This is a genomic window from Streptomyces sp. NPDC000880, from assembly GCF_053599675.1.
In genome coordinates, this window is record NZ_JBSFMS010000144.1 from 1 (window position 1) to 18,068 (window position 18,068).

Genomic DNA, 18,068 nt, shown 5'->3' on the forward strand with positions numbered 1-18,068 from the left:
GTACTGCAGGGGGGACCCTGTGGGAGAGTAGGACGCCGCCGAACAATCTTTGTGGGAGAGCCCCGCACCATTTTGGTGCGGGGCTTTTCTGCGTTTAGGGTCCAAGTCATGCGCTACGACCTTGTGATCTTCGACAACGACGGTGTGCTCGTCGACAGCGAGCCCATCTCCAACACCATCCTGGCCGGCTACCTCACCGAGCTCGGGCACCCCACCTCGTACGAAGAGTCCATTCGTGACTACATGGGGGCCGCTGTGCACCGGGTGCACGATCTGGTGAAGGAGCGGACCGGGCAGCCGTTGCCCGTGGACTTCGACGACACTCTGCATGCTCGCGTCTTCGCCGCCTTCGAGCGGGAGTTGGTCGCCGTGGACGGCGTGACGGACGTACTGGAGAAGCTGGCCGCGGACGGGGTGTCGTACTGTGTCGCGTCGTCCGGGAGTCATGCGCGGATCCGGGTCGGGCACCGAAAGACCGGTCTTGATCGGTGGTTCGAGGACGGGACGGTCTTCAGTGCGCAGGATGTGGGGCGGGGCAAGCCGGCGCCGGATCTGTTTCTGCATGCTGCCGAGCGCATGGGCGTCGTACCGGAGCGGTGTGTGGTTGTGGAGGACAGTCCCCTCGGGGTGGCGGCGGCCAGGGCGGCCGGGATGGATGTGTACGGGTTCACGGCGATGACGGCGGCCGGGAAGCTGGACGGGGCCAAGGGGTACTTCGGGGCGATGGCGGAGTTGCCCGCATTGCTTGCGTGATCTATCTACCCATGGGTATTTGAGCGCCCTACGCTGTGCGGCCATGACAGATGCGCGGTTGCGGCATGGTCGGGCCACCTTGGCGTTGAGCTTCTTCGCGCAGGGAGTGGCCTTCGCGCTGCTCGTGACGCGTATCCCCGCCATCCAGGAGCGGTACGGGATATCCGACGGGCTGCTGCCCGCGTTTCTGGCGGCCGTGCCCGTACTCGCCGGGGTGGCGAGTGTGGTCACCGAGCGGCTGGTGAGGCGGGTCGCGCCGAGCCTCGTCCTGCGGTGGTCCCAGCCGCTCGTGGTGCTGGCGCTGCTCGGGGTCGCGGCCGGGAGTGAAATATGGCAAGTGGCGCTCGCGCTGGGCGTATTCGGGCTGGCGGTGGGGGCGCTGGATGCGTCCATGAACATGCTCGGGGTGAGCCTGCAGCGGGCGTACGGGCGGAGCATCATGCTCGGCTTCCATGCGGCGTACAGCCTGGGTGGGATCGCCGGGGCCTCGCTCGCGTGGGTCGGGGCGCACTGGGACCTGTCGCTGCTCGTGTCGTATCTGCCGGTGGCCGGCGTGCTGTTGCCGGCGGCGCTGGTCGGGAGCCGGTGGTACGCGGACGGGGAGCGAGGTGGGGAAGCGGCGCGGGAAGGGGCCCCGGAGGGGCAGGGGGTTGCCTTCAAGCTGTTGCTGCCGCTGTGTCTGGTCATGACCTTCGCGTACATCGGGGACTCGACCGTCTCGAATTGGAGCGCGAAGTATCTGCAGGACGTGCTGGGGAGCTCGGAGGAGCTCGCGACCGTCCCGTACAACGCCTATATGGTCACGACGCTGCTCGGGCGGGCCGTCGGGGATCTTGGGGTGCGGCGGTTCGGGGCGGTGGCGGTTGTGCGGTGCGGGACCGTGCTCGCGGCGGCCGGGTTCGGCGTGGTGGCCGTGGCACCGGGGGCCTGGGTGGGGATTCTCGGGTTCACGATGCTGGGGCTCGGGCTGTGTGTGATCGTGCCGCAGACGTTCGCGGCGGCGGGGCGGCGGGCTGTGGAGAGCGGCGGTCCCGGGGCGAGTGATGCGGCAGTTGCGCGGCTGAATATCTTCAACTATGTGGGGTTTCTGATCGGTTCGCCGTTGGTGGGGGCGCTCGGGGATGCGTGGAGCTATCGCTGGGCGATGGTCGTGCCGATGGTGTTGGTGCTGGTGACGTTGCGGTATGCCGGGTCGTTCAGTGTTGAACCGGCCGGATACGGTGTCGGGCATGAGCGGCCGCGGGTTGTTGATGTGGGACGAGGCGGTAACGAAGTATGACTTCGGGAACGGCCATCCGATGGATCCGGTGCGGCTTGCGCTGACCATGGAGTTGGTGCGGGCGTACGGGCTTGATCGTGCGGTGGATGTGGTGGCCGCGAAGCCGGCCGGGGACTCGACGCTCCGGCTCGTACACCGCGAGGACTACGTGGCGGCGGTGCGGGCGGCGTCGGTGGATCCGCGGGCGGCGGACCAGGCGTACGGGCTGGGGACGCTTGACGACCCGGCGTTCGTGGGGATGCATGAGGCGTCGGCGCTGATCGCGGGGCAGTCGGTGGGGGCGGCGGAGGCGGTGTGGCGCGGGGAGGCGCCGCATGCGGTGAACTTCGCGGGCGGGCTGCATCATGCGATGCCGGGTTCGGCGTCAGGGTTCTGCATCTACAACGACGCGTCGCTGGCCATTGCCCGGCTGCTGGAGCTGGGGGCGGAGCGGGTCGCGTATGTGGATGTCGATGTGCATCACGGCGATGGGGTGCAGGCGACGTTCTGGGACGACCCGCGGGTGCTGACGGTGTCGCTGCACGAGCATCCGCGAACGCTCTTCCCGGGGACGGGATGGCCGGAGGAGACGGGGGCGCCGGGAGCGAGTGAGGGCAGCGCGGTGAATCTGGCGCTGCCGGCGGGGACTGGGGACGAGGGGTGGCTGCGGGCGTTTCACGCGGTGGTGCCGGAGTTGTTGGCGGACTTCCGGCCGCAGGTGCTGGTGACGCAACACGGGGCCGATACGCACTTCGAGGATCCGCTGGCACATTTGGCGGTGTCGTTGGATGCGCAGCGGACGGTGCAGGCCTCTTGTCACTCGTTGGCGCATGAGTACGCGGACGGGGGGCGCTGGGTTGCCCTGGGGGGCGGCGGGTACGCGGTGGTGGATGTGGTGCCGCGGTCGTGGACGCACTTGGTGGGGATCGCGGGGCATGCGCCGGTGGAGCCGGAGTCGGTCATTCCGTCGTCGTGGCGGGATGAGGTGTATGCGCGGACGCGGGGGGTCGCGCCCGGGCGGATGACGGATGGGCGGGAGCCGGTGTGGCGGGGGTGGGAGGAGGGGTACGACCCGGCGGATCGGGTTGATCAGGCGGTGTTGGCTACGCGGCGGGCGGTGTTTCCGTTGCGGGGGTTGTTGGCGTAGGGGGTGCGGGGCGGGGGTCCGCGGGGCGGGTCCTGGGTGCCGGCGTTTGCGCGGTGCGGGCGTTCGCGGTGGGGGCGGGTGCCGCTGCGCGGGGCGTTTCCCCACCCCGCCCCTTCCCGAACAGGGGCTCCGCCCCGGACCCCGGGTGTTGACCCCACCCGCCCGCCCTTGAGATGTGGGGGTACCGGGTATCCCGACCCCCTGACGGTGCGCGGCTGCTTCGCGCCGCGGGCACACCGCCCCGGTACCCAGGACATTCGCCCCCTCCCGCTGCCCACCCAGCCCCGTTACGCCAACTGTGCGGCGTATCTCGCCTTTTGGCCCGCCCGGTCACAGCCGTGCGGGACCATCAGCAGCGTGTTGAGTACCGGAGCGTTGCGTGCGCATCTCCTGGCTGCTCGGTTGGCCGGGCCCGTGGCCACGTCGCGGGAGGAGAGTCTGCGCAGTTATCGGCTCTTCGCCGCCAGGGATCCCCGCGTCACGCTCGGGCTCGATCCCGAATGGGACTGGGGCGAGCGGGATCTGATCGCGCTGATGGCCGACAAGTGCGGGGTTTCGGACGACCCCCACCACACCGGCGGGCCCGATGTCATTGACCCGGAGCGGACGTTGAGCGGGCTCGTTGCGTTTGCCGAGCGGCTTGGGGAGGTGGCCGCGCGGCGCGGTGCCGTGCTGTTCGGGACCGGGCATCCGCATCGCCTGCTCGAGTTCTACGCCGGGCTGGCAGACGCTTTGTCGGCGGCAGGGTGCCTCGTACTCACACCCGCGCAGGGGCGATGTGTCGACATAACGACCCGGTTCGGCGTACGCACGTACAACCTCGAATACGCACGAGGAGTTGCGCTGGTGCGGGAACCCGGCGCACGGGGGACCGGTGGTGGGGCCGGCGCCCACACCCACTCACCGCTGCCGGTTCGGGCCGCGCTGGAGAGCGTCGCGGAGTGCGGCGGGCCGCTGCCCGAGCTGGTCGTCGGAGACCATGGCTGGGTCTGCGGGGCAGGTCAGCTGGGGATTGAGGCCATCGGCCTGGCCGATACGGACGATCCCGCGCTGTTCGTCGGTGAGGCCGAGGGGCAGGTGTCCGTAGTCGTTCCGCTTGATGACGCTGTGCGGTCTGATTACTACCGGCCGCTTACTCGCTATGTACTCAATCGAGCGTGTCTGTCACAGTAGGCGGCCGATGGTTACTCCTCTTCCCCACTCGCATCACCCGCCCCTAGTCTGGGGAGTGAGCGCACAGCGACGAAGAGTCACCGGAGGGGAAGCCGGTGTGCGTCGTGTGCGGAAGGTACAGGTGGGTCATGGCTGCTGCCAGCGAGAGGCCTCTCAACGAGGTCAAGTTCCTTACCGTGGCGGAAGTTGCCTCGGTCATGCGAGTGTCGAAGATGACCGTGTACCGCTTGGTGCACAGCGGTCATCTGCCGGCGATCCGGGTGGGCAGGTCCTTCCGGGTTCCGGAGCAAGCAGTTCACGAGTACCTCCGCGAATCCTTCGTGGGGGTGGAATCCGCGTAGCCGGAGCCGGTCGTTTCCCCTCGGATTACGTCCCTCACTCGGCGGCAGGTAGGCTAGGCCGACGTAGGTCGTGTGGGCCCAGACGCCCCGCACCGAGTGAAGAGAAGTGAGCGAGGGTAGTCGTGGGCTCTGTTATCAAGAAGCGGCGCAAGCGGATGGCGAAGAAGAAGCACCGCAAGCTGCTCAAGCGCACCCGCGTTCAGCGTCGTAACAAGAAGTAAGCGACAGGCTGTACGTGTCGCCGCGGCCCTTCCACCAGCCCGGTGGGTGGGCCGCGGTGGGTTGTAGCGACATATTTTGCCTCCATTTCCGCGACGCCGGCGAAAGTGCGTCGCGCGGTCATCACAGCGCAACACCGAACCGCTACGGTGACGCGTAAAGGTGGACCTAGGCGGACCTATGGGAAGGCGCTGGTCTTGGGGAAGGTCGTGCTCGTCACCGGAGTGGCCCGGCAGCTCGGAGGCCGTCTCGTACGGCGCATCCAGCGGGATCCCGAGGTGGACCGGGTGATCGGCGTCGACGCGGTGGGGCCCCAGCATCATCTGGGCGGGGCCGACTTCGTCCGCGCGGACATCCGCCAGCCCGCGATAGCGCGGGTACTGGCCGAGTATGCCGTCGACACCGTCGTGCACATGGACGTCACGGGAACGCCGCTCGGCGCCGGCGGCCGTACGACGGTCAAGGAGACCAATGTCATCGGCACCATGCAACTGCTCGGCGCCTGCCAGAAGTCGCCGACCGTCAAGCGGCTGGTGATCAAGTCCAGTACGAGCGTGTACGGATCCGCGCCCCGCGACCCCGCAGTCTTCACCGAGACCACCCCGCCCAAGTCCCTGCCGAGCGGCGGCTTCGCGAAGGACGCGGTGGAGGTCGAGGGGTACGTACGCGGCTTCGCCCGGCGGCGGCCCGACGTCGCGGTGTGCGTGCTGCGCTTCGCGAACATTCTCGGTCCCTGCGCGGACTCCCCGCTTGCCGAGTTCTTCTCGCTGCCCGTCATGCCGACCGTCTTCGGCTACGACCCGCGGCTGCAGTTCGTCCATGAGGATGACGTGATCGACGTGCTGCGGATCGCCCTGCACGAGCCGCGGCGCGGGACGCTCAACAGCGGCACGTTCAATGTCGCGGGCGATGGCGTGCTGCTGCTCTCGCAGTGCTCACGGCGGCTGGGGCGGCCGACGATGCCGGTGCTGTTGCCCGCCGTCACCTGGGTCGGCTCCGCGCTGCGTACGGTCGGCATCACGGACTTCTCGCCCGAGCAGATCCGGCTGCTCACGCATGGCCGGGTGGTGAGCACATCGCAGATGCGCGAGACACTGGGCTTCGACCCGAAGTACACGACCGCGGAGACCTTCGCGGACTTCGCCCGCAGCCGGGGTCCGGGGCTGCTGCCACCGGAGAACCTCGCGAGGGCGGTGGACCAGGTGGCGGCGGCGCTGCCGTTCGCGGGCGGTGCGCGTTCGCGTACGACAACCAGGCATATGGCTGACACCTCCCAGACCACCCAGACCACCAAGACGACTCAGAGCGACGCCGAATAAGGAGCGCAGCCAACGATGGCGGACGCCAAGGTCATTCCGTTCGACGACGACCGTTCGCGCGGCAGCGCGCAGCGATCGGCGCGGCGGCGCCCTGCGGGGGGCGGCCACCGGAAGGCCGAGCCCGCGGCGGTACGCGAGGTTGCGGTCAGCCCCGTGCCTGCGCAGGGGGTGGTGCGGGCCGCCGAATCGATCGGCCAGGAACCCCCGGCGGGCCAGGAGCGGGTGGACGGGAGCGCCGGCTGGGAGCGGCGGATCGCGGGCGGTCTCGCGTTCCTGCGCCGGCGGGTCACCGGTGACTATGAGGTCGACGAGTTCGGTTACGACAAGCAGCTCACCGACCAGGTCCTGATGTCGATGGTCCGGCCGCTGTACGAGAAGTACTTCCGGGTCGAAGTGAAGGGCATCGAGAACATCCCGTCCGACGGCGGGGCGCTGGTGGTGTCCAACCACTCGGGGACGCTGCCGCTGGACGGGCTGATGATGCAGGTCGCCGTCCACGACAACCATCCGGCGGGCCGTCATCTACGGCTGCTCGCCGCGGACTTGGTCTTCATGCTGCCGGTGGTCAACGAGCTGGCCCGCAAGGCCGGTCACACCCTGGCGTGCACGGAGGACGCGGAACGTCTGCTGCAGCGCGGCGAGGTCGTCGGGGTGATGCCGGAGGGCTTCAAGGGCATCGGCAAGCCGTTCAGCGAGCGCTACAAGCTTCAGCGGTTCGGGCGCGGCGGCTTTGTGTCCACGGCGCTACGAGCGGGGGCGCCGATTGTGCCGTGCTCGATCGTCGGAGCGGAGGAGATCTACCCGATGATCGGCAACGCGAAGACGCTCGCGCGGCTGCTGGGCTTCCCGTACTTCCCGATCACGCCGACGTTCCCGTGGCTTGGGCCGCTGGGCGCGGTGCCGCTGCCGACGAAGTGGACGATCCAGTTCGGCGAGCCGATCCCGACGGACGGGTATCCGCCGGAGGCGGCGGAGGATCCGATGCTGATGTTCAACCTGACGGATCAGGTGCGGGAGCAGATCCAGCACACTCTGTACAAGTTGCTGGTGCAGCGCCGGTCGGTGTTCTTCTGACGGTACGGGTCGCGGGGCCGCGGTGCGGTGCCCGACGGACGGAGCCCGGCGCAGCCGCCCAAGCCCGCGAAGCGGTGCGAGGGCGGCGGGCAAGAGGGGCCAAGTTGCTGGGCGCAGCGCCGGTCGGTGTTCTTCTGAGACATGGGTGAGGGCGGCTGCTCTTTTCGGGAGCAGCCGCCCTCACCCGTACACCCGCACCGACCTACTGCTCGTCCTCGCTGTCGAAGCCAAGACCCGGCAGGATCCCCGGCAGCAGCGGCGGGATCGTGACATCCGGCTGCGGCGGCGTGGAGTTCTTGCCGGACGGGTACGGTGACGCGCCGTTCGCCGGGGGGTCGAACAGGCCGCCCGTGTTCCCGCCGAGCAGGCCCTCGTCCGCCGTGGTGCCCGAACCGGACGGCCGCGGCCGTCCGGCCTCGCCGGGGCTGCCATCGCCGGTGCCGGGTGCGGACGGTGTCGTAAACCCAGGGCCCGAGGTCCGGCTGGAGTCCTGTGTGGCCGAGCCGGGCTGCTGGGAGCCGCGGCCCTTCTCCGGGGGCCGGGGCAGCAGCGACTCCAGCGGGCCGACCTCCTGGTCTATGGCGTCGAAGACGGAGTTCACCTCGTCGCCGACGTCGGTCAGCTGGACCGGCAGCCGGTCGCGGAGCCCGTTCCACGCGTCGCGGTGGGACCGGGAGAACGAATTGAGCGTCGCCATCGGGCCGAGCGAGCCGTCTCGTTCGTACGCCGCGCTCAGCAGGCGGTGTCCCTCGCTGGCGTCGTGCCGCATGCCGTTGAGCGCGCGGCGGACCTCGCCGAGGGACTCGTGGTCCATGTTGCCCGCCCGGCCGCGCTCCATGAGGCGGCGGGCCTCGCTGAGGCGGTTGGATGCCTGGTCGAGGTAGAGCCCGCCGCGGTCGGAGTCGTCGTCCGCCATGCCGAGCTTGAAATCTTCCATGCCACGCTTCAGCCCGTACAGCGAGTCACCTGGCAGGGCGTCGGAACTGGCGGCAGCCACTCCGCTGAAGGCACCCGCGGCGACGCCGACCGTGAGACCGCCGGCGGCGATCCCCTTCGACCAGCGCGAGCGTGGGCGCAATTTCCGGAGCGGGGAGGCCCGATGGGCGCCTCGGCCGGTGGTCCGCTGCCCGGGCACCGTAGAGCCCGCGGACGCACCTCCCGAGGCGAACATCTCTGCCATGGCAGCCACGAGCTGTGCTCGCTGCACCACTTTGACCTCGGGGTCCAGCTCCGGTTTCGGCAGCTCGCCGAGACCGTGCGCCAGAGCCAACAGCCGTCCGTGCTCGGTCGGTTCGACCGACTCGGCGGGCTGCTCGGCCGCCTGGTCTTCCAAGGCCTGGGCGAAGGCGTTCGCCCGCCGGTGCGCCGAAACATGTCCGATCACTGGCGGCACCTCCTCTCGTCATGACGATCGACTCCCCTGGGGGTCCAGAAGGTTGCACACCTTGAGCACATCCACCCGATCGAGTGAGTGGCTGCGGGCATGGCGTGACCACAGGGAGCCTGCATCCCGCACAACGAGCGTCGCGGCACTTGGGTTACGCGCGAAAGATGATCGGACCAGTGCGTCATCGAGGCGTCACCGATAGTGAGTTGAGGAGTCAGCGGGCGTCGTCGGGCAGGAGCCGGGCCAGGGTACGCACCGCCCGGTACTGGAGGGTCTTGATCGCGCCCTCGTTCTTGCCCATCACCCTGGCCGTCTCGGCGACCGAGAGGCCCTGCAGGAAGCGCAGAGTCACGCACTCCTGCTGCTGAGGGTTGAGCTTGCGGACCGCTTCCAGCAGCGCGGCGTTCGACAGGGATTCCAGGACGGAGTCTTCGGGGCTGCGCTCGACCTCGTTGGCGTCGAGCATTTCGCCGGTGGTCACTTCCAGCCGGAATCGGCTGGACTTGAAGTGGTCGGCCACAAGATTGCGGGCGATCGTGACCAGCCAGGCGCCGAAGTCGCGGCCCTGCCAGGTGAAGGTGGAGATACGGCGCAGGGCGCGCAGGAAGGTCTCGCTGGTGAGGTCCTCCGCCGTCGCCTTGCCGCCCACGCGGTAGTAGATGTAGCGGTAGACGGTGTCGCTGTACTGGTCGTAGAGACGGCCGAAAGCGTCGGCCTCGCCCGCCTGGGCGCGCTCGACCAGGTCCATCATGCGGGCGCTGTCGCTGTCGGCGCTGGGCCGGCGGGCGGTGGTCGAGGCGCCGGAGCTGCCCCGGCCGCCCCGTCTGCCGACGGCCGCACGGCCGTCGGCCAGGGCGTAGCAGGGGGCGGCAGGGCCGCTTACGGCAAGGCGGGGCGTGGCGAATGCGGGGACGGCGTACGCGGTGGGGACGAAGCCGCGCAAGTGGTCGAGGACCGTTGCGCGCAGCGTAGCCAGGCCCGAGGCGTCAACCCCGACGTGTGGGTACACGGGACTCCCAGAGGCAGAGCTTCCATCACGTGCAGTGCGGGATCATTCACCCGTCGTGATGACTGGTGGGATCCGTGATGCGTCTGAGGAGAATAACGCTTCGTACAGGCAGCACTACACCCAGTTGCCTAAATCGTCGTTTCCGTCGCTTCTCTTACGCCTCTGTGACGCATCAAGTAACACTTTGTGAGCGCTTGTTGATCGAATTGCGTCACGATCTGTCTTATCGCGCGGTTAGTTGTGCGCGCCCGGCGGCAACAGGACTGGCCGGGGGCCTGCCCGGGTAAGAGGCCCTGATTGGCCTCGGCGCGTCGTCCGCCCCGGCGTCGGTCGAGGGGTCAGCGGCGGCGGCGGTGCAGGGCGACCGCGGCGGCCGTCCCGCCCGCGATGGCGCCCACGCCGGCCGCGGCCGGGATGCCGACCTTGGCGGCCTTACGGCCGGTCCGGTAGTCACGCAGCCGCCATTCGAGCGCACGTGCGTGCTTGCGGAGCTTGGTGTCCGGGTTGATGGCGTACGGATGCCCCACCAGCGAAAGCATCGGGATGTCGTTGTGCGAGTCGCTGTACGCCGCGCAGCGGTTGAGGTCCAAGCCCTCGGCGGCGGCCAGCGCGCGCACGGCCTCGGCCTTGGCGGGGCCGTGCAGCGGCTCGCCCACCAGCTTGCCGGTGTACACCCCGTCCATCGACTCGGCGACGGTGCCCAGCGCACCGGTCAGGCCGAGGCGGCGGGCGATGATCGTCGCGGTCTCCACCGGAGCCGCGGTCACCAGCCAGACCTTCTGACCCGCGTCGAGGTGGGCCTGGGCGAGGGCGCGGGTGCCGGGCCAGATGCGGTCGGCCATGTACTCGTCGTAGATCTCCTCGCCGATACTCATCAGCTCGGAGACGCGGTGGCCCTTGACGATGGACAGGGCGGACTCGCGGACGTCCTGCATATGCTCCGGGTCCTCGACGCCGGCGAGCCGGAACCACGTCTGCTGCCAGGCGAACCGGGCCAGTTCGCGGCGCTGGAAGAACTTCCGCTTGTAAAGGCCGCGGCCGAAGTGGAAGATCGCGGCGCCCTGCATCACGGTGTTGTCGAGGTCGAAGAAGGCTGCGGCCCGGTCGTCCCCGGCGACGGGGAACTCCGGTTCGCCGGCCGGGGCAGTGCCGCCGAGCGCCTCAAGCGCCTCGAGTTGCTGCGACGACTTGCGCGCTGCCTCGGCTGCTGCCTCGCCTGCGAGCACGCTCCGCGCGGTGGCGGAGCGCCTACGGGGGGTGAGCCATCCCAGTGCGGCCATGTCGTGAGCATAGCCAGTCTGTTGGGCACTTCCCGACCCGCCGGGATGCCATGGCGTGAACTCTCAACGACCGGTCTGTTAAACGGGCGATTCAGGACGTACGGGACTGGGGGGCCGGACTGTGCGGGCATGGGCGGAGAATGGCTGCATGAGTCCTGTGTTGCGGCGTACGAAGAAGAAGGCCCGCGAGCGCGTGGTGACGCTGGTCGGGAAGCCGGGGTGTCACCTCTGTGACGACGCGCGGGCCGTGATCGAGGAGGTGTGCACCGAGACGGGGGCGTCCTGGGAGGAGAAGGACATCACTCAGGACGAAGCGCTGCACCGGGCGTACTGGGAGCAGATTCCGGTTGTCCTGGTCGACGGGGAGCAGCACACCTTCTGGCGTGTCGACGCCGGACGGCTGCGCCGCGCGCTGGGGGCGTAAACCGGAAGTTCGTCACCATCGTGGCTGTTCTGCTGGGATTTCTTCGGTGGGCCCGGCTCTACCGGGACGCGATGGGGACAGGGCACAGTGGGCTGTCTCGGGGGCGTATTCGTGAGGAGTGTGTAGGGCTTTGCGCCCGTCGGGTCTTGAACGGACCGGTGCGGTTCGTGGTTCCAGGATCGCGCGACCCAGTCGCGTGACCCCGGTCACTTTCCACGGACAAAACGGACACTATCTTTGTGCACGCGTTCACAAAGACATAGCCTGCATTCGACGGGGCGGTCCTTGGAAATACGACCGCCTGCAGCCTCGCTCATCCCGCAGGAGCACCGTGGCAACTGGCCGAAATCACCGACCGGCGACCCGTAGCCGAGGAATCCCCGAGGCCACCGTCGCCCGGCTTCCGCTGTACCTGCGCGCCCTGACCGCGCTGTCCGAGCGGTCCGTGCCCACGGTCTCGTCCGAGGAACTCGCGGCCGCGGCCGGGGTCAACTCCGCGAAGCTGCGCAAAGACTTCTCCTACCTCGGCTCCTACGGGACGCGGGGTGTCGGCTACGACGTGGAATACCTCGTCTACCAGATCTCCCGCGAGCTGGGCCTGACCCAGGACTGGCCGGTCGTCATCGTCGGCATCGGTAATCTCGGCGCCGCGCTCGCCAACTACGGCGGTTTCGCCTCGCGTGGCTTCCGGGTCGCCGCGCTCATCGACGCGGACCCCGCGATGGCCGGGAAGCCGGTCGCCGGGATTCCCGTCCAGCACACCGACGAGCTCGAAAAGATCATCAGCGACAACGGAGTGTCGATCGGCGTCATCTCGACGCCCGCCGGCGCGGCGCAGCAGGTGTGCGAACGTCTGATCGCAGCCGGCGTCACCTCCATCCTCAACTTCGCCCCCACCGTCCTCTCCGTGCCCGACGGCGTGGATGTGCGCAAGGTCGACCTCTCGATCGAGCTGCAGATCCTCGCCTTCCACGAGCAGCGGAAGGCCGGCGAGGAGGCCGAGGCCGCCGCAGGCCGGAAGGGACCGGACGGGGATATGCCCGCCGTGATGCCGGCATGAGCCTTCTGGTCGTCGGACTGAGCCACCGCAGTGCGCCGGTGAGCGTGCTGGAGCGGGCCTCGCTGTCCACGGACACGCAGATCAAGCTGCTCCAGGACACGCTGGCCGCGGAGCCTGCGGCGGAGGCGGCGGTGCTTGCCACGTGCAACCGCATCGAGCTGTACGCGGACGTGGACAAGTTCCACGCGGGTGTCGCCGAGCTGTCGACGCTGCTGGCGCAGCACAGCGGGGTCGGGCTCGAGGAGCTCACTCCGTATCTCTATGTGCACTACGAGGACCGGGCCGTCCACCACCTCTTCTCGGTGGCGTGCGGGCTCGACTCCATGGTCGTCGGCGAGGGGCAGATCCTCGGGCAGATCAAGGACGCGCTCGCGCTGGGGCAGGACTTGCACACGGCGGGCCGGCTGATCAACGACCTCTTCCAGCAGGCGCTGCGTGTCGGCAAGCGCGCGCACAGCGAGACCGGGATCGACCGGGCGGGGCAGTCGCTGGTCACGTTCGGCCTGGAGCAGCTGGCGGATGGCGCGGACGTCGAGGGCTGGGCCGCGGGCAAGCGGGTGCTGGTCATCGGCGCGGGCTCGATGTCCTCGCTGGCCGCGACGACGCTGGCGCGGCTGGGTGTGCGTGAACTTGTCATCGCCAACCGGACGCTGGAGCGCGCGGAGCGGCTGGCCTCGGTGCTGAACGAGCTGGGCGGGATGACGGTGCGCGCGGTGCCGATGGCCTCCGTTGCCGACGAGCTGACCCGTGCTGACGCGGCGGTGTCGTGCACGGGCGCGACAGGGCTGGTCCTGACGGCGGAATCGGTCGCGGCGGCACTCGCGGTCCCGTCCGCCCCCCGGGCGCGGGACGACCTGCGCGCCCCGGACGGCAGCCTGGTGGCACGCCTCGCGGCGATGGCGGCGCGGGATGGGCGTATCGCGGACCGCTCGGCGTCGTCCGGCGGCGCGGACACGGGTGCGGCGGGTGCGTTCGGCGGCACGGCCGCGGATGACTCGGCCGCGCAGGCCGGCCAGGCCGGGACTCCGGTCACCGGCGGCGTGACCGACTCGGCGGCCGGCGGCGCCTCGTCCGGCTTCGCCGGGCCGGACGCCCGGATCGCGGACAGGTCCGATGCGGGCCGCACCGACGCCGAGCGCGCCGGACTCGGCGGCGCGGCCTTCGGTGCCCCGTCCGGCTTCGCCGGGACCGTCGTCGGCGATGCCGGCGGCGAACCCCTTGGTGCCTGCCCCGTTGGGCTCGATGATGCGCTTGTGCAGCACGGGGCCTGGGTCGACAACGGGGACCGGGCCGCCCGCAGCGTCGTCGCAGCGGCCGATCGGGTGACCCGCACCGCCGACGTGCGGCTCGCGTTGCTCGATCTCGCCATGCCGCGGGACATCGACGGCGCCGTCCACCGGCTCGCCGGGGTGCGGCTCGTCGATATCGAGTCGCTTGCCGAGGCCTCCGCCGACGCCCCCATGGCCGCAGACGTGGACCAGGTGCGCGGCATAGTCTCCGACGAAGTCGCCGCCTTCGGCGCCGCCCAGCGTGCCGCGCACATCACGCCGACCGTTGTCGCCCTGCGCACCATGGCCGCCGATGTCGTCGCCGGTGAGGTCGCTCGGCTCGAAGGCCGTCTTCCCGGCCTGGACGACAAGGAGCGCGCCGAGATCACCCAGACCGTGCGCCGCGTCGTCGACAAGCTCCTGCACGCGCCCACCGTGCGGGTGAAGCAGCTCGCCAGCGAGCCCGGCGGCGCCGGGTACGCGGACGCGCTGCGGACACTCTTCGACCTCGACCCGGAGACGGTCGCCTCCGTCAGCCGGGCCGACATGAATGACGCCGATGTCAAGAACCGAGGGCGAGTATGACCGAGAGGGCCGAAAGGCCACTGAGGCTCGGGACCAGGCGCAGCGCGCTGGCCATGGCCCAGTCCGGGCAAGTGGCTCAGGCGGTGCGCCAGTTGACCGGCCGTGCCGTCGAGCTCGTCGAGATCACCACGTACGGAGACACCTCCCGTGAGAATCTCGCACAGATCGGCGGTACGGGGGTCTTCGTCACCGCACTGCGGGACGCTCTGCTGCGGGGTGACGTCGACTTCGCCGTTCACTCGCTGAAGGACCTGCCCACCGGGCAGCCCGTCGACCTGACGCTCGCGGCCGTGCCGCTGCGCGAGGACCCGCGGGACGCGCTGGTGGCCCGCGACGGCCTGACCTTCGCCGAGCTGCCGTCCGGCGCGCGCGTCGGCACCGGCTCGCCGCGCAGGATGGCGCAGCTCAACGCCTACGCCCGCAGCCACGGCATGGCCATAGAGACCGTGCCGATCCGCGGCAATGTCGACACCCGGATCGGATATGTACGCAGCGGGGAGCTGGACGCCGTGGTACTTGCCGCGGCCGGGCTCAACCGCCTTGGCAGGACCGACGAGGTCACCGACTTCCTGTCGGTCGACTTCGTCTTGCCCGCCCCCGGCCAGGGGGCCCTGGCGATCGAATGTGCCGCCGGCAACGCCGGGACGGATACAGACCTCGCCGCCGCACTCGCCGAGCTCGACGACCCTGACACCCGGGCCGCCGTGACCGCCGAGCGTTCCCTGCTCGCCGCCCTGGAGGCCGGCTGCTCCGCACCTGTGGGTGCGCTGGCCGACCTGCTGGCCGACGGACAGGTTGTCACTGAGATGCGCCTGCGCGGCGTCGTCGGCACGACCGACGGCTCGACGCTGGTGCAGCTGTCCACCACCGGTCCCGTACCCACGTCGCACGGCGACGCCATCGCGCTCGGTCGCGAACTCGCGTCCGAGATGCTCGCCAAGGGTGCGGCCGGTCTTATGGGGGAGCGAGCACTTTGAGCCCCACCGCCAATACATCCTCGACGTTCTCGGCACACGGGCACGTCACTTTCCTCGGCGCCGGACCCGGCGACCCCGGACTGCTGACACTGCGCGCCGTCGAGGCGCTCGCGCGCTCCGACGTACTGATCGCCGAGCCGCATGTGCTCGACGTGGTACGCAGCCATGCGCGAGCGGGGGTAAGCACGCCTGAACTGACGGTTGTTGACGAGGCATCAACAGCTGCCGGGATCCCCGTCCTCAGGGATGCGGCCAATCTTGTCATGGAGGCCGCGCGGGGCGGCAAGCGGGTCGTTCGTGCGGTGACCGGCGACCCGGGCCTGGACAGCGACGCAGGTCAGGAGATGCTCGCGTGCGCCGCGGAGGGGATTCCCTTCGAGGTCGTGCCGGGTGTCGCCACCGCGGTGGGCGTGCCGGCATACGCCGGTGTGCCGCTGCGCGACTCGCAGGGTACGGACGTCCGCTTTGTCGACGCCCGTACCGCGAGTGAGCGGTGCTGGACCGAGGTCGGCGCGAGCGACGGCACGGTCGTCGTCTCCACGACGCTGGAGACGGTCGCCGCGGCGGCGGGCGAGCTGGTGGCCGCGGGCCGTAAGCCGGACACCCCGCTGACCGTCACCGTCGCCGGTACGACGACGCGCCAGCGGACGTGGACCGCGACGCTGGGCACGATCGCGCAGACGCTGAAGCAGGCGAAGGTGCTGCCGTCCCCGGATGGCCACCAGTCCGTCATAGCCGTGGTCGGTGAGCGCAGTGCCGCTGCCCAGCGCGACCAGCTCGCGTGGTTCGAGTCCAAGCCGCTGTTCGGCTGGAAGGTGCTCGTACCGCGGACCAAGGAGCAGGCGGCTTCGCTCTCCGACCAGCTGCGTTCGTACGGCGCCGTGCCGCACGAGGTGCCGACCATCGCCGTCGAACCTCCGCGCACGCCGCAGCAGATGGAGCGCGCGGTCAAGGGCCTGGTGACGGGCCGCTACGAGTGGATCGCTTTCACGAGCGTGAACGCCGTGAAGGCGGTGCGGGAGAAGTTCGAGGAGTACGGGCTCGACGCCCGTGCTTTCGCGGGGATCAAGGTCGCCGCGGTGGGGGAGCAGACCGCTGCCGCGCTGGTCGACTTCGGCGTCAAGCCGGACCTGGTGCCGAGCGGGGAGCAGTCCGCGGCGGGGCTGCTTGAGGACTGGCCGCCGTACGACCCGGTCTTCGACCCGATCGACCGGGTGTTCCTGCCGCGCGCCGATATCGCCACGGAGACGCTGGTCGCCGGGCTGATCGAGCTCGGGTGGGAGGTCGACGACGTCACCGCGTACCGGACGGTGCGGGCGTCGCCGCCGCCGGCGGACACGCGTGAGGCGATCAAGGGCGGTGGCTTCGACGCGGTGCTGTTCACGTCGTCGAGCACCGTGCGGAATCTCGTCGGCATCGCCGGCAAGCCGCACAACGTGACCGTCATCGCGTGTATCGGTCCCGCGACCGCGAAGACCGCGGAGGAGCACGGCCTGCGAGTGGATGTGCTGTCGCCGGAGCCGTCGGTGCACAAGCTGGCGGAGGCGCTGGCGGAGTTCGGCGCGCAGCGGCGGGCGGCGGCGGTGGAGGCGGGGGAGCATGTGACGCGGCCGAGTGAGCGTCGGCCGGGGGGCCGGCGCAGACGCACGACGTAGTCCTGGCGGTGGGGGCGCGATGGGGTGCGGGGCGCCGCGGGCGCACCCGCACCGCGCCGACGGGCTGTCGGTACGTGCCCCCTCCCGACGGGCGTAGCGTTGCCGCTATGACTGCGTATGGATCCTTTCCCGGCGCGCGGCCGCGGCGGCTGCGCACGACCCCCGCGATGCGGCGGATGGTTGCGGAGACCCGGCTCCACCCCGCCGATCTGATCCTTCCCGCGTTCGTACGGGAAGGGATCAGCGAGCCCGTCGCCATCTCCGCGATGCCCGGCGTTGTGCAGCACACCCGCGACACCCTGCGTAAGGCCGCCGTCGAGGCGCGGGAGGCGGGCGTTGCCGGGATCATGCTCTTCGGGGTGCCGGAGGACGCGAAGAAGGACGCGGCCGGGACGGCCGGGACGGACCCGGACGGGATTCTCCAGGTCGCGATCCGGGACTTGAAGTCCGAGGTCGGGGACGAGCTCGTGATCATGTCCGATCTGTGTCTCGACGAGTACACGGACCATGGGCATTGCGGGGTGCTCGATGCCGAGGGGCGCGTCGACAACGACGCCACCCTTGAGCGGTACGCCGAGATGGCCCAGGTCCAGGCCGAGGCGGGCGCCCATGTCGTCGGGCCCAGCGGAATGATGGACGGCCAGGTCGGCGTCATCCGCGATGCGCTGGACACGATCGGCAAGGAGGACGTGGCGATTCTGGCTTACACGGCCAAGTACTCGTCCGCCTTCTACGGGCCGTTCCGGGAGGCCGTCGGCTCCTCGCTCCGCGGTGACCGCAAGACGTACCAGCAGGACCCGGCCAATGTCCGTGAGTCCCTGCGGGAGTTGGCGCTGGACCTGGAAGAGGGCGCCGACATGGTGATGGTCAAGCCGGCGGGCCCGTATCTGGATGTGCTGGCGAAGGTCGCGGACTCGGTGGACGTGCCGGTCGCCGCGTATCAGATCAGCGGTGAGTACGCGATGATCGAGGCCGCCGCCGAGAAGGGCTGGATCGACCGCGACAAGGCGATCCTGGAGACCCTGACCGGGATCCGGCGGGCCGGTGCGCAGATGATCCTCACGTACTGGGCGACCGAGGTCGCGCGCACGCTCTGAAGCACTGATGGTGTGGCTGCGGGCCGGGGGAACGATCTCCCC

The 18,068-nt window shown here is 70.0% G+C and carries 17 protein-coding genes; 14 read left to right on the forward strand and 3 right to left on the reverse strand.

The annotated features are described in order from the left end of the window. Nucleotides 1–108 precede the first annotated feature (108 nt). The 8 genes from ACWDO5_RS30940 (at nucleotide 109) to ACWDO5_RS30975 (ending at nucleotide 7,284) form a co-directional block, all read left to right on the forward strand. Nucleotides 109–753 carry an HAD family hydrolase gene (locus tag ACWDO5_RS30940; RefSeq protein WP_450533760.1) on the forward strand — a complete coding sequence of 215 codons (645 nt, stop codon included), beginning with the start codon at nucleotides 109–111 and terminating at the stop codon, nucleotides 751–753. 43 nt (nucleotides 754–796) lie between these two features. Beyond that, the gene (locus tag ACWDO5_RS30945; protein WP_450533761.1) at nucleotides 797–2,032 is read left to right on the forward strand and encodes an MFS transporter; all 1,236 of its coding nucleotides are present in this window, start codon (nucleotides 797–799) and stop codon (nucleotides 2,030–2,032) included. Next, nucleotides 1,983–3,158, forward strand: coding sequence for an acetoin utilization protein AcuC (locus tag ACWDO5_RS30950; RefSeq protein ID WP_450533762.1), 1,176 nt, complete (start codon nucleotides 1,983–1,985; stop codon nucleotides 3,156–3,158). The genes ACWDO5_RS30945 and ACWDO5_RS30950 overlap by 50 nt, the downstream gene beginning before the upstream one ends. A gap of 357 nt (nucleotides 3,159–3,515) precedes the next feature. Beyond that, entirely contained in the window at nucleotides 3,516–4,331 is an 816-nt protein-coding gene (locus tag ACWDO5_RS30955) for a phosphatase (protein WP_450533763.1), read from the forward strand. A gap of 128 nt (nucleotides 4,332–4,459) precedes the next feature. Then, nucleotides 4,460–4,672: a helix-turn-helix domain-containing protein gene (locus ACWDO5_RS30960; protein ID WP_189107799.1), complete on the forward strand. Its 213-nt coding sequence runs from the start codon at nucleotides 4,460–4,462 to the stop codon at nucleotides 4,670–4,672. A 122-nt stretch (nucleotides 4,673–4,794) separates the two neighbouring features. Next, the gene (locus ACWDO5_RS30965) at nucleotides 4,795–4,893 is read left to right on the forward strand and encodes a 30S ribosomal protein bS22 (protein ID WP_003948845.1); all 99 of its coding nucleotides are present in this window, start codon (nucleotides 4,795–4,797) and stop codon (nucleotides 4,891–4,893) included. Nucleotides 4,894–5,088: 195 nt separating this feature from the next. Further along, nucleotides 5,089–6,210, forward strand: a complete 1,122-nt coding sequence (locus tag ACWDO5_RS30970; RefSeq protein WP_450533764.1) for an NAD-dependent epimerase/dehydratase family protein — start codon at nucleotides 5,089–5,091, stop codon at nucleotides 6,208–6,210. A gap of 15 nt (nucleotides 6,211–6,225) precedes the next feature. Beyond that, nucleotides 6,226–7,284, forward strand: a complete 1,059-nt coding sequence (locus ACWDO5_RS30975) for a lysophospholipid acyltransferase family protein (RefSeq protein ID WP_450533765.1) — start codon at nucleotides 6,226–6,228, stop codon at nucleotides 7,282–7,284. A 202-nt stretch (nucleotides 7,285–7,486) separates the two neighbouring features. Here the strand turns inward: ACWDO5_RS30975 and ACWDO5_RS30980 are convergent, their stop codons facing one another. From ACWDO5_RS30980 to ACWDO5_RS30990, 3 genes are all read right to left on the reverse strand, one after another. Beyond that, nucleotides 7,487–8,668, reverse strand: coding sequence for a DUF5667 domain-containing protein (locus ACWDO5_RS30980; protein WP_450533766.1), 1,182 nt, complete (start codon nucleotides 8,666–8,668; stop codon nucleotides 7,487–7,489). A 217-nt stretch (nucleotides 8,669–8,885) separates the two neighbouring features. Then, nucleotides 8,886–9,680, reverse strand: coding sequence for an ECF subfamily RNA polymerase sigma factor, BldN family (locus ACWDO5_RS30985; RefSeq protein WP_450533767.1), 795 nt, complete (start codon nucleotides 9,678–9,680; stop codon nucleotides 8,886–8,888). A 338-nt stretch (nucleotides 9,681–10,018) separates the two neighbouring features. Beyond that, the gene (locus ACWDO5_RS30990) at nucleotides 10,019–10,960 is read right to left on the reverse strand and encodes an HAD family hydrolase (protein WP_450533769.1); all 942 of its coding nucleotides are present in this window, start codon (nucleotides 10,958–10,960) and stop codon (nucleotides 10,019–10,021) included. Nucleotides 10,961–11,108: 148 nt separating this feature from the next. Here ACWDO5_RS30990 and ACWDO5_RS30995 point away from each other — a divergent pair, with 148 nt between their 5' ends. The 6 genes from ACWDO5_RS30995 (at nucleotide 11,109) to hemB (ending at nucleotide 18,026) form a co-directional block, all read left to right on the forward strand. Next, complete coding sequence (locus ACWDO5_RS30995) at nucleotides 11,109–11,384, forward strand: glutaredoxin family protein (RefSeq protein ID WP_450533771.1); 276 nt, start codon at nucleotides 11,109–11,111, stop codon at nucleotides 11,382–11,384. A 331-nt stretch (nucleotides 11,385–11,715) separates the two neighbouring features. Next, nucleotides 11,716–12,444 (forward strand): redox-sensing transcriptional repressor Rex, encoded by a 729-nt coding sequence (locus ACWDO5_RS31000; RefSeq protein WP_355838669.1) that lies wholly within the window; start codon nucleotides 11,716–11,718, stop codon nucleotides 12,442–12,444. Then, nucleotides 12,441–14,297 (forward strand): glutamyl-tRNA reductase, encoded by a 1,857-nt coding sequence (locus ACWDO5_RS31005; RefSeq protein WP_450533773.1) that lies wholly within the window; start codon nucleotides 12,441–12,443, stop codon nucleotides 14,295–14,297. The genes ACWDO5_RS31000 and ACWDO5_RS31005 overlap by 4 nt, the downstream gene beginning before the upstream one ends. Further along, nucleotides 14,294–15,274: a hydroxymethylbilane synthase gene (gene hemC, locus ACWDO5_RS31010; RefSeq protein WP_450533774.1), complete on the forward strand. Its 981-nt coding sequence runs from the start codon at nucleotides 14,294–14,296 to the stop codon at nucleotides 15,272–15,274. Before ACWDO5_RS31005 ends, hemC begins: the two co-directional genes overlap by 4 nt. Beyond that, the gene (locus ACWDO5_RS31015) at nucleotides 15,271–16,929 is read left to right on the forward strand and encodes a uroporphyrinogen-III synthase (protein ID WP_450533775.1); all 1,659 of its coding nucleotides are present in this window, start codon (nucleotides 15,271–15,273) and stop codon (nucleotides 16,927–16,929) included. The genes hemC and ACWDO5_RS31015 overlap by 4 nt, the downstream gene beginning before the upstream one ends. 107 nt (nucleotides 16,930–17,036) lie before the next feature. Further along, the gene (gene hemB / locus ACWDO5_RS31020; protein ID WP_450533776.1) at nucleotides 17,037–18,026 is read left to right on the forward strand and encodes a porphobilinogen synthase; all 990 of its coding nucleotides are present in this window, start codon (nucleotides 17,037–17,039) and stop codon (nucleotides 18,024–18,026) included. Nucleotides 18,027–18,068: the final 42 nt, after the last annotated feature.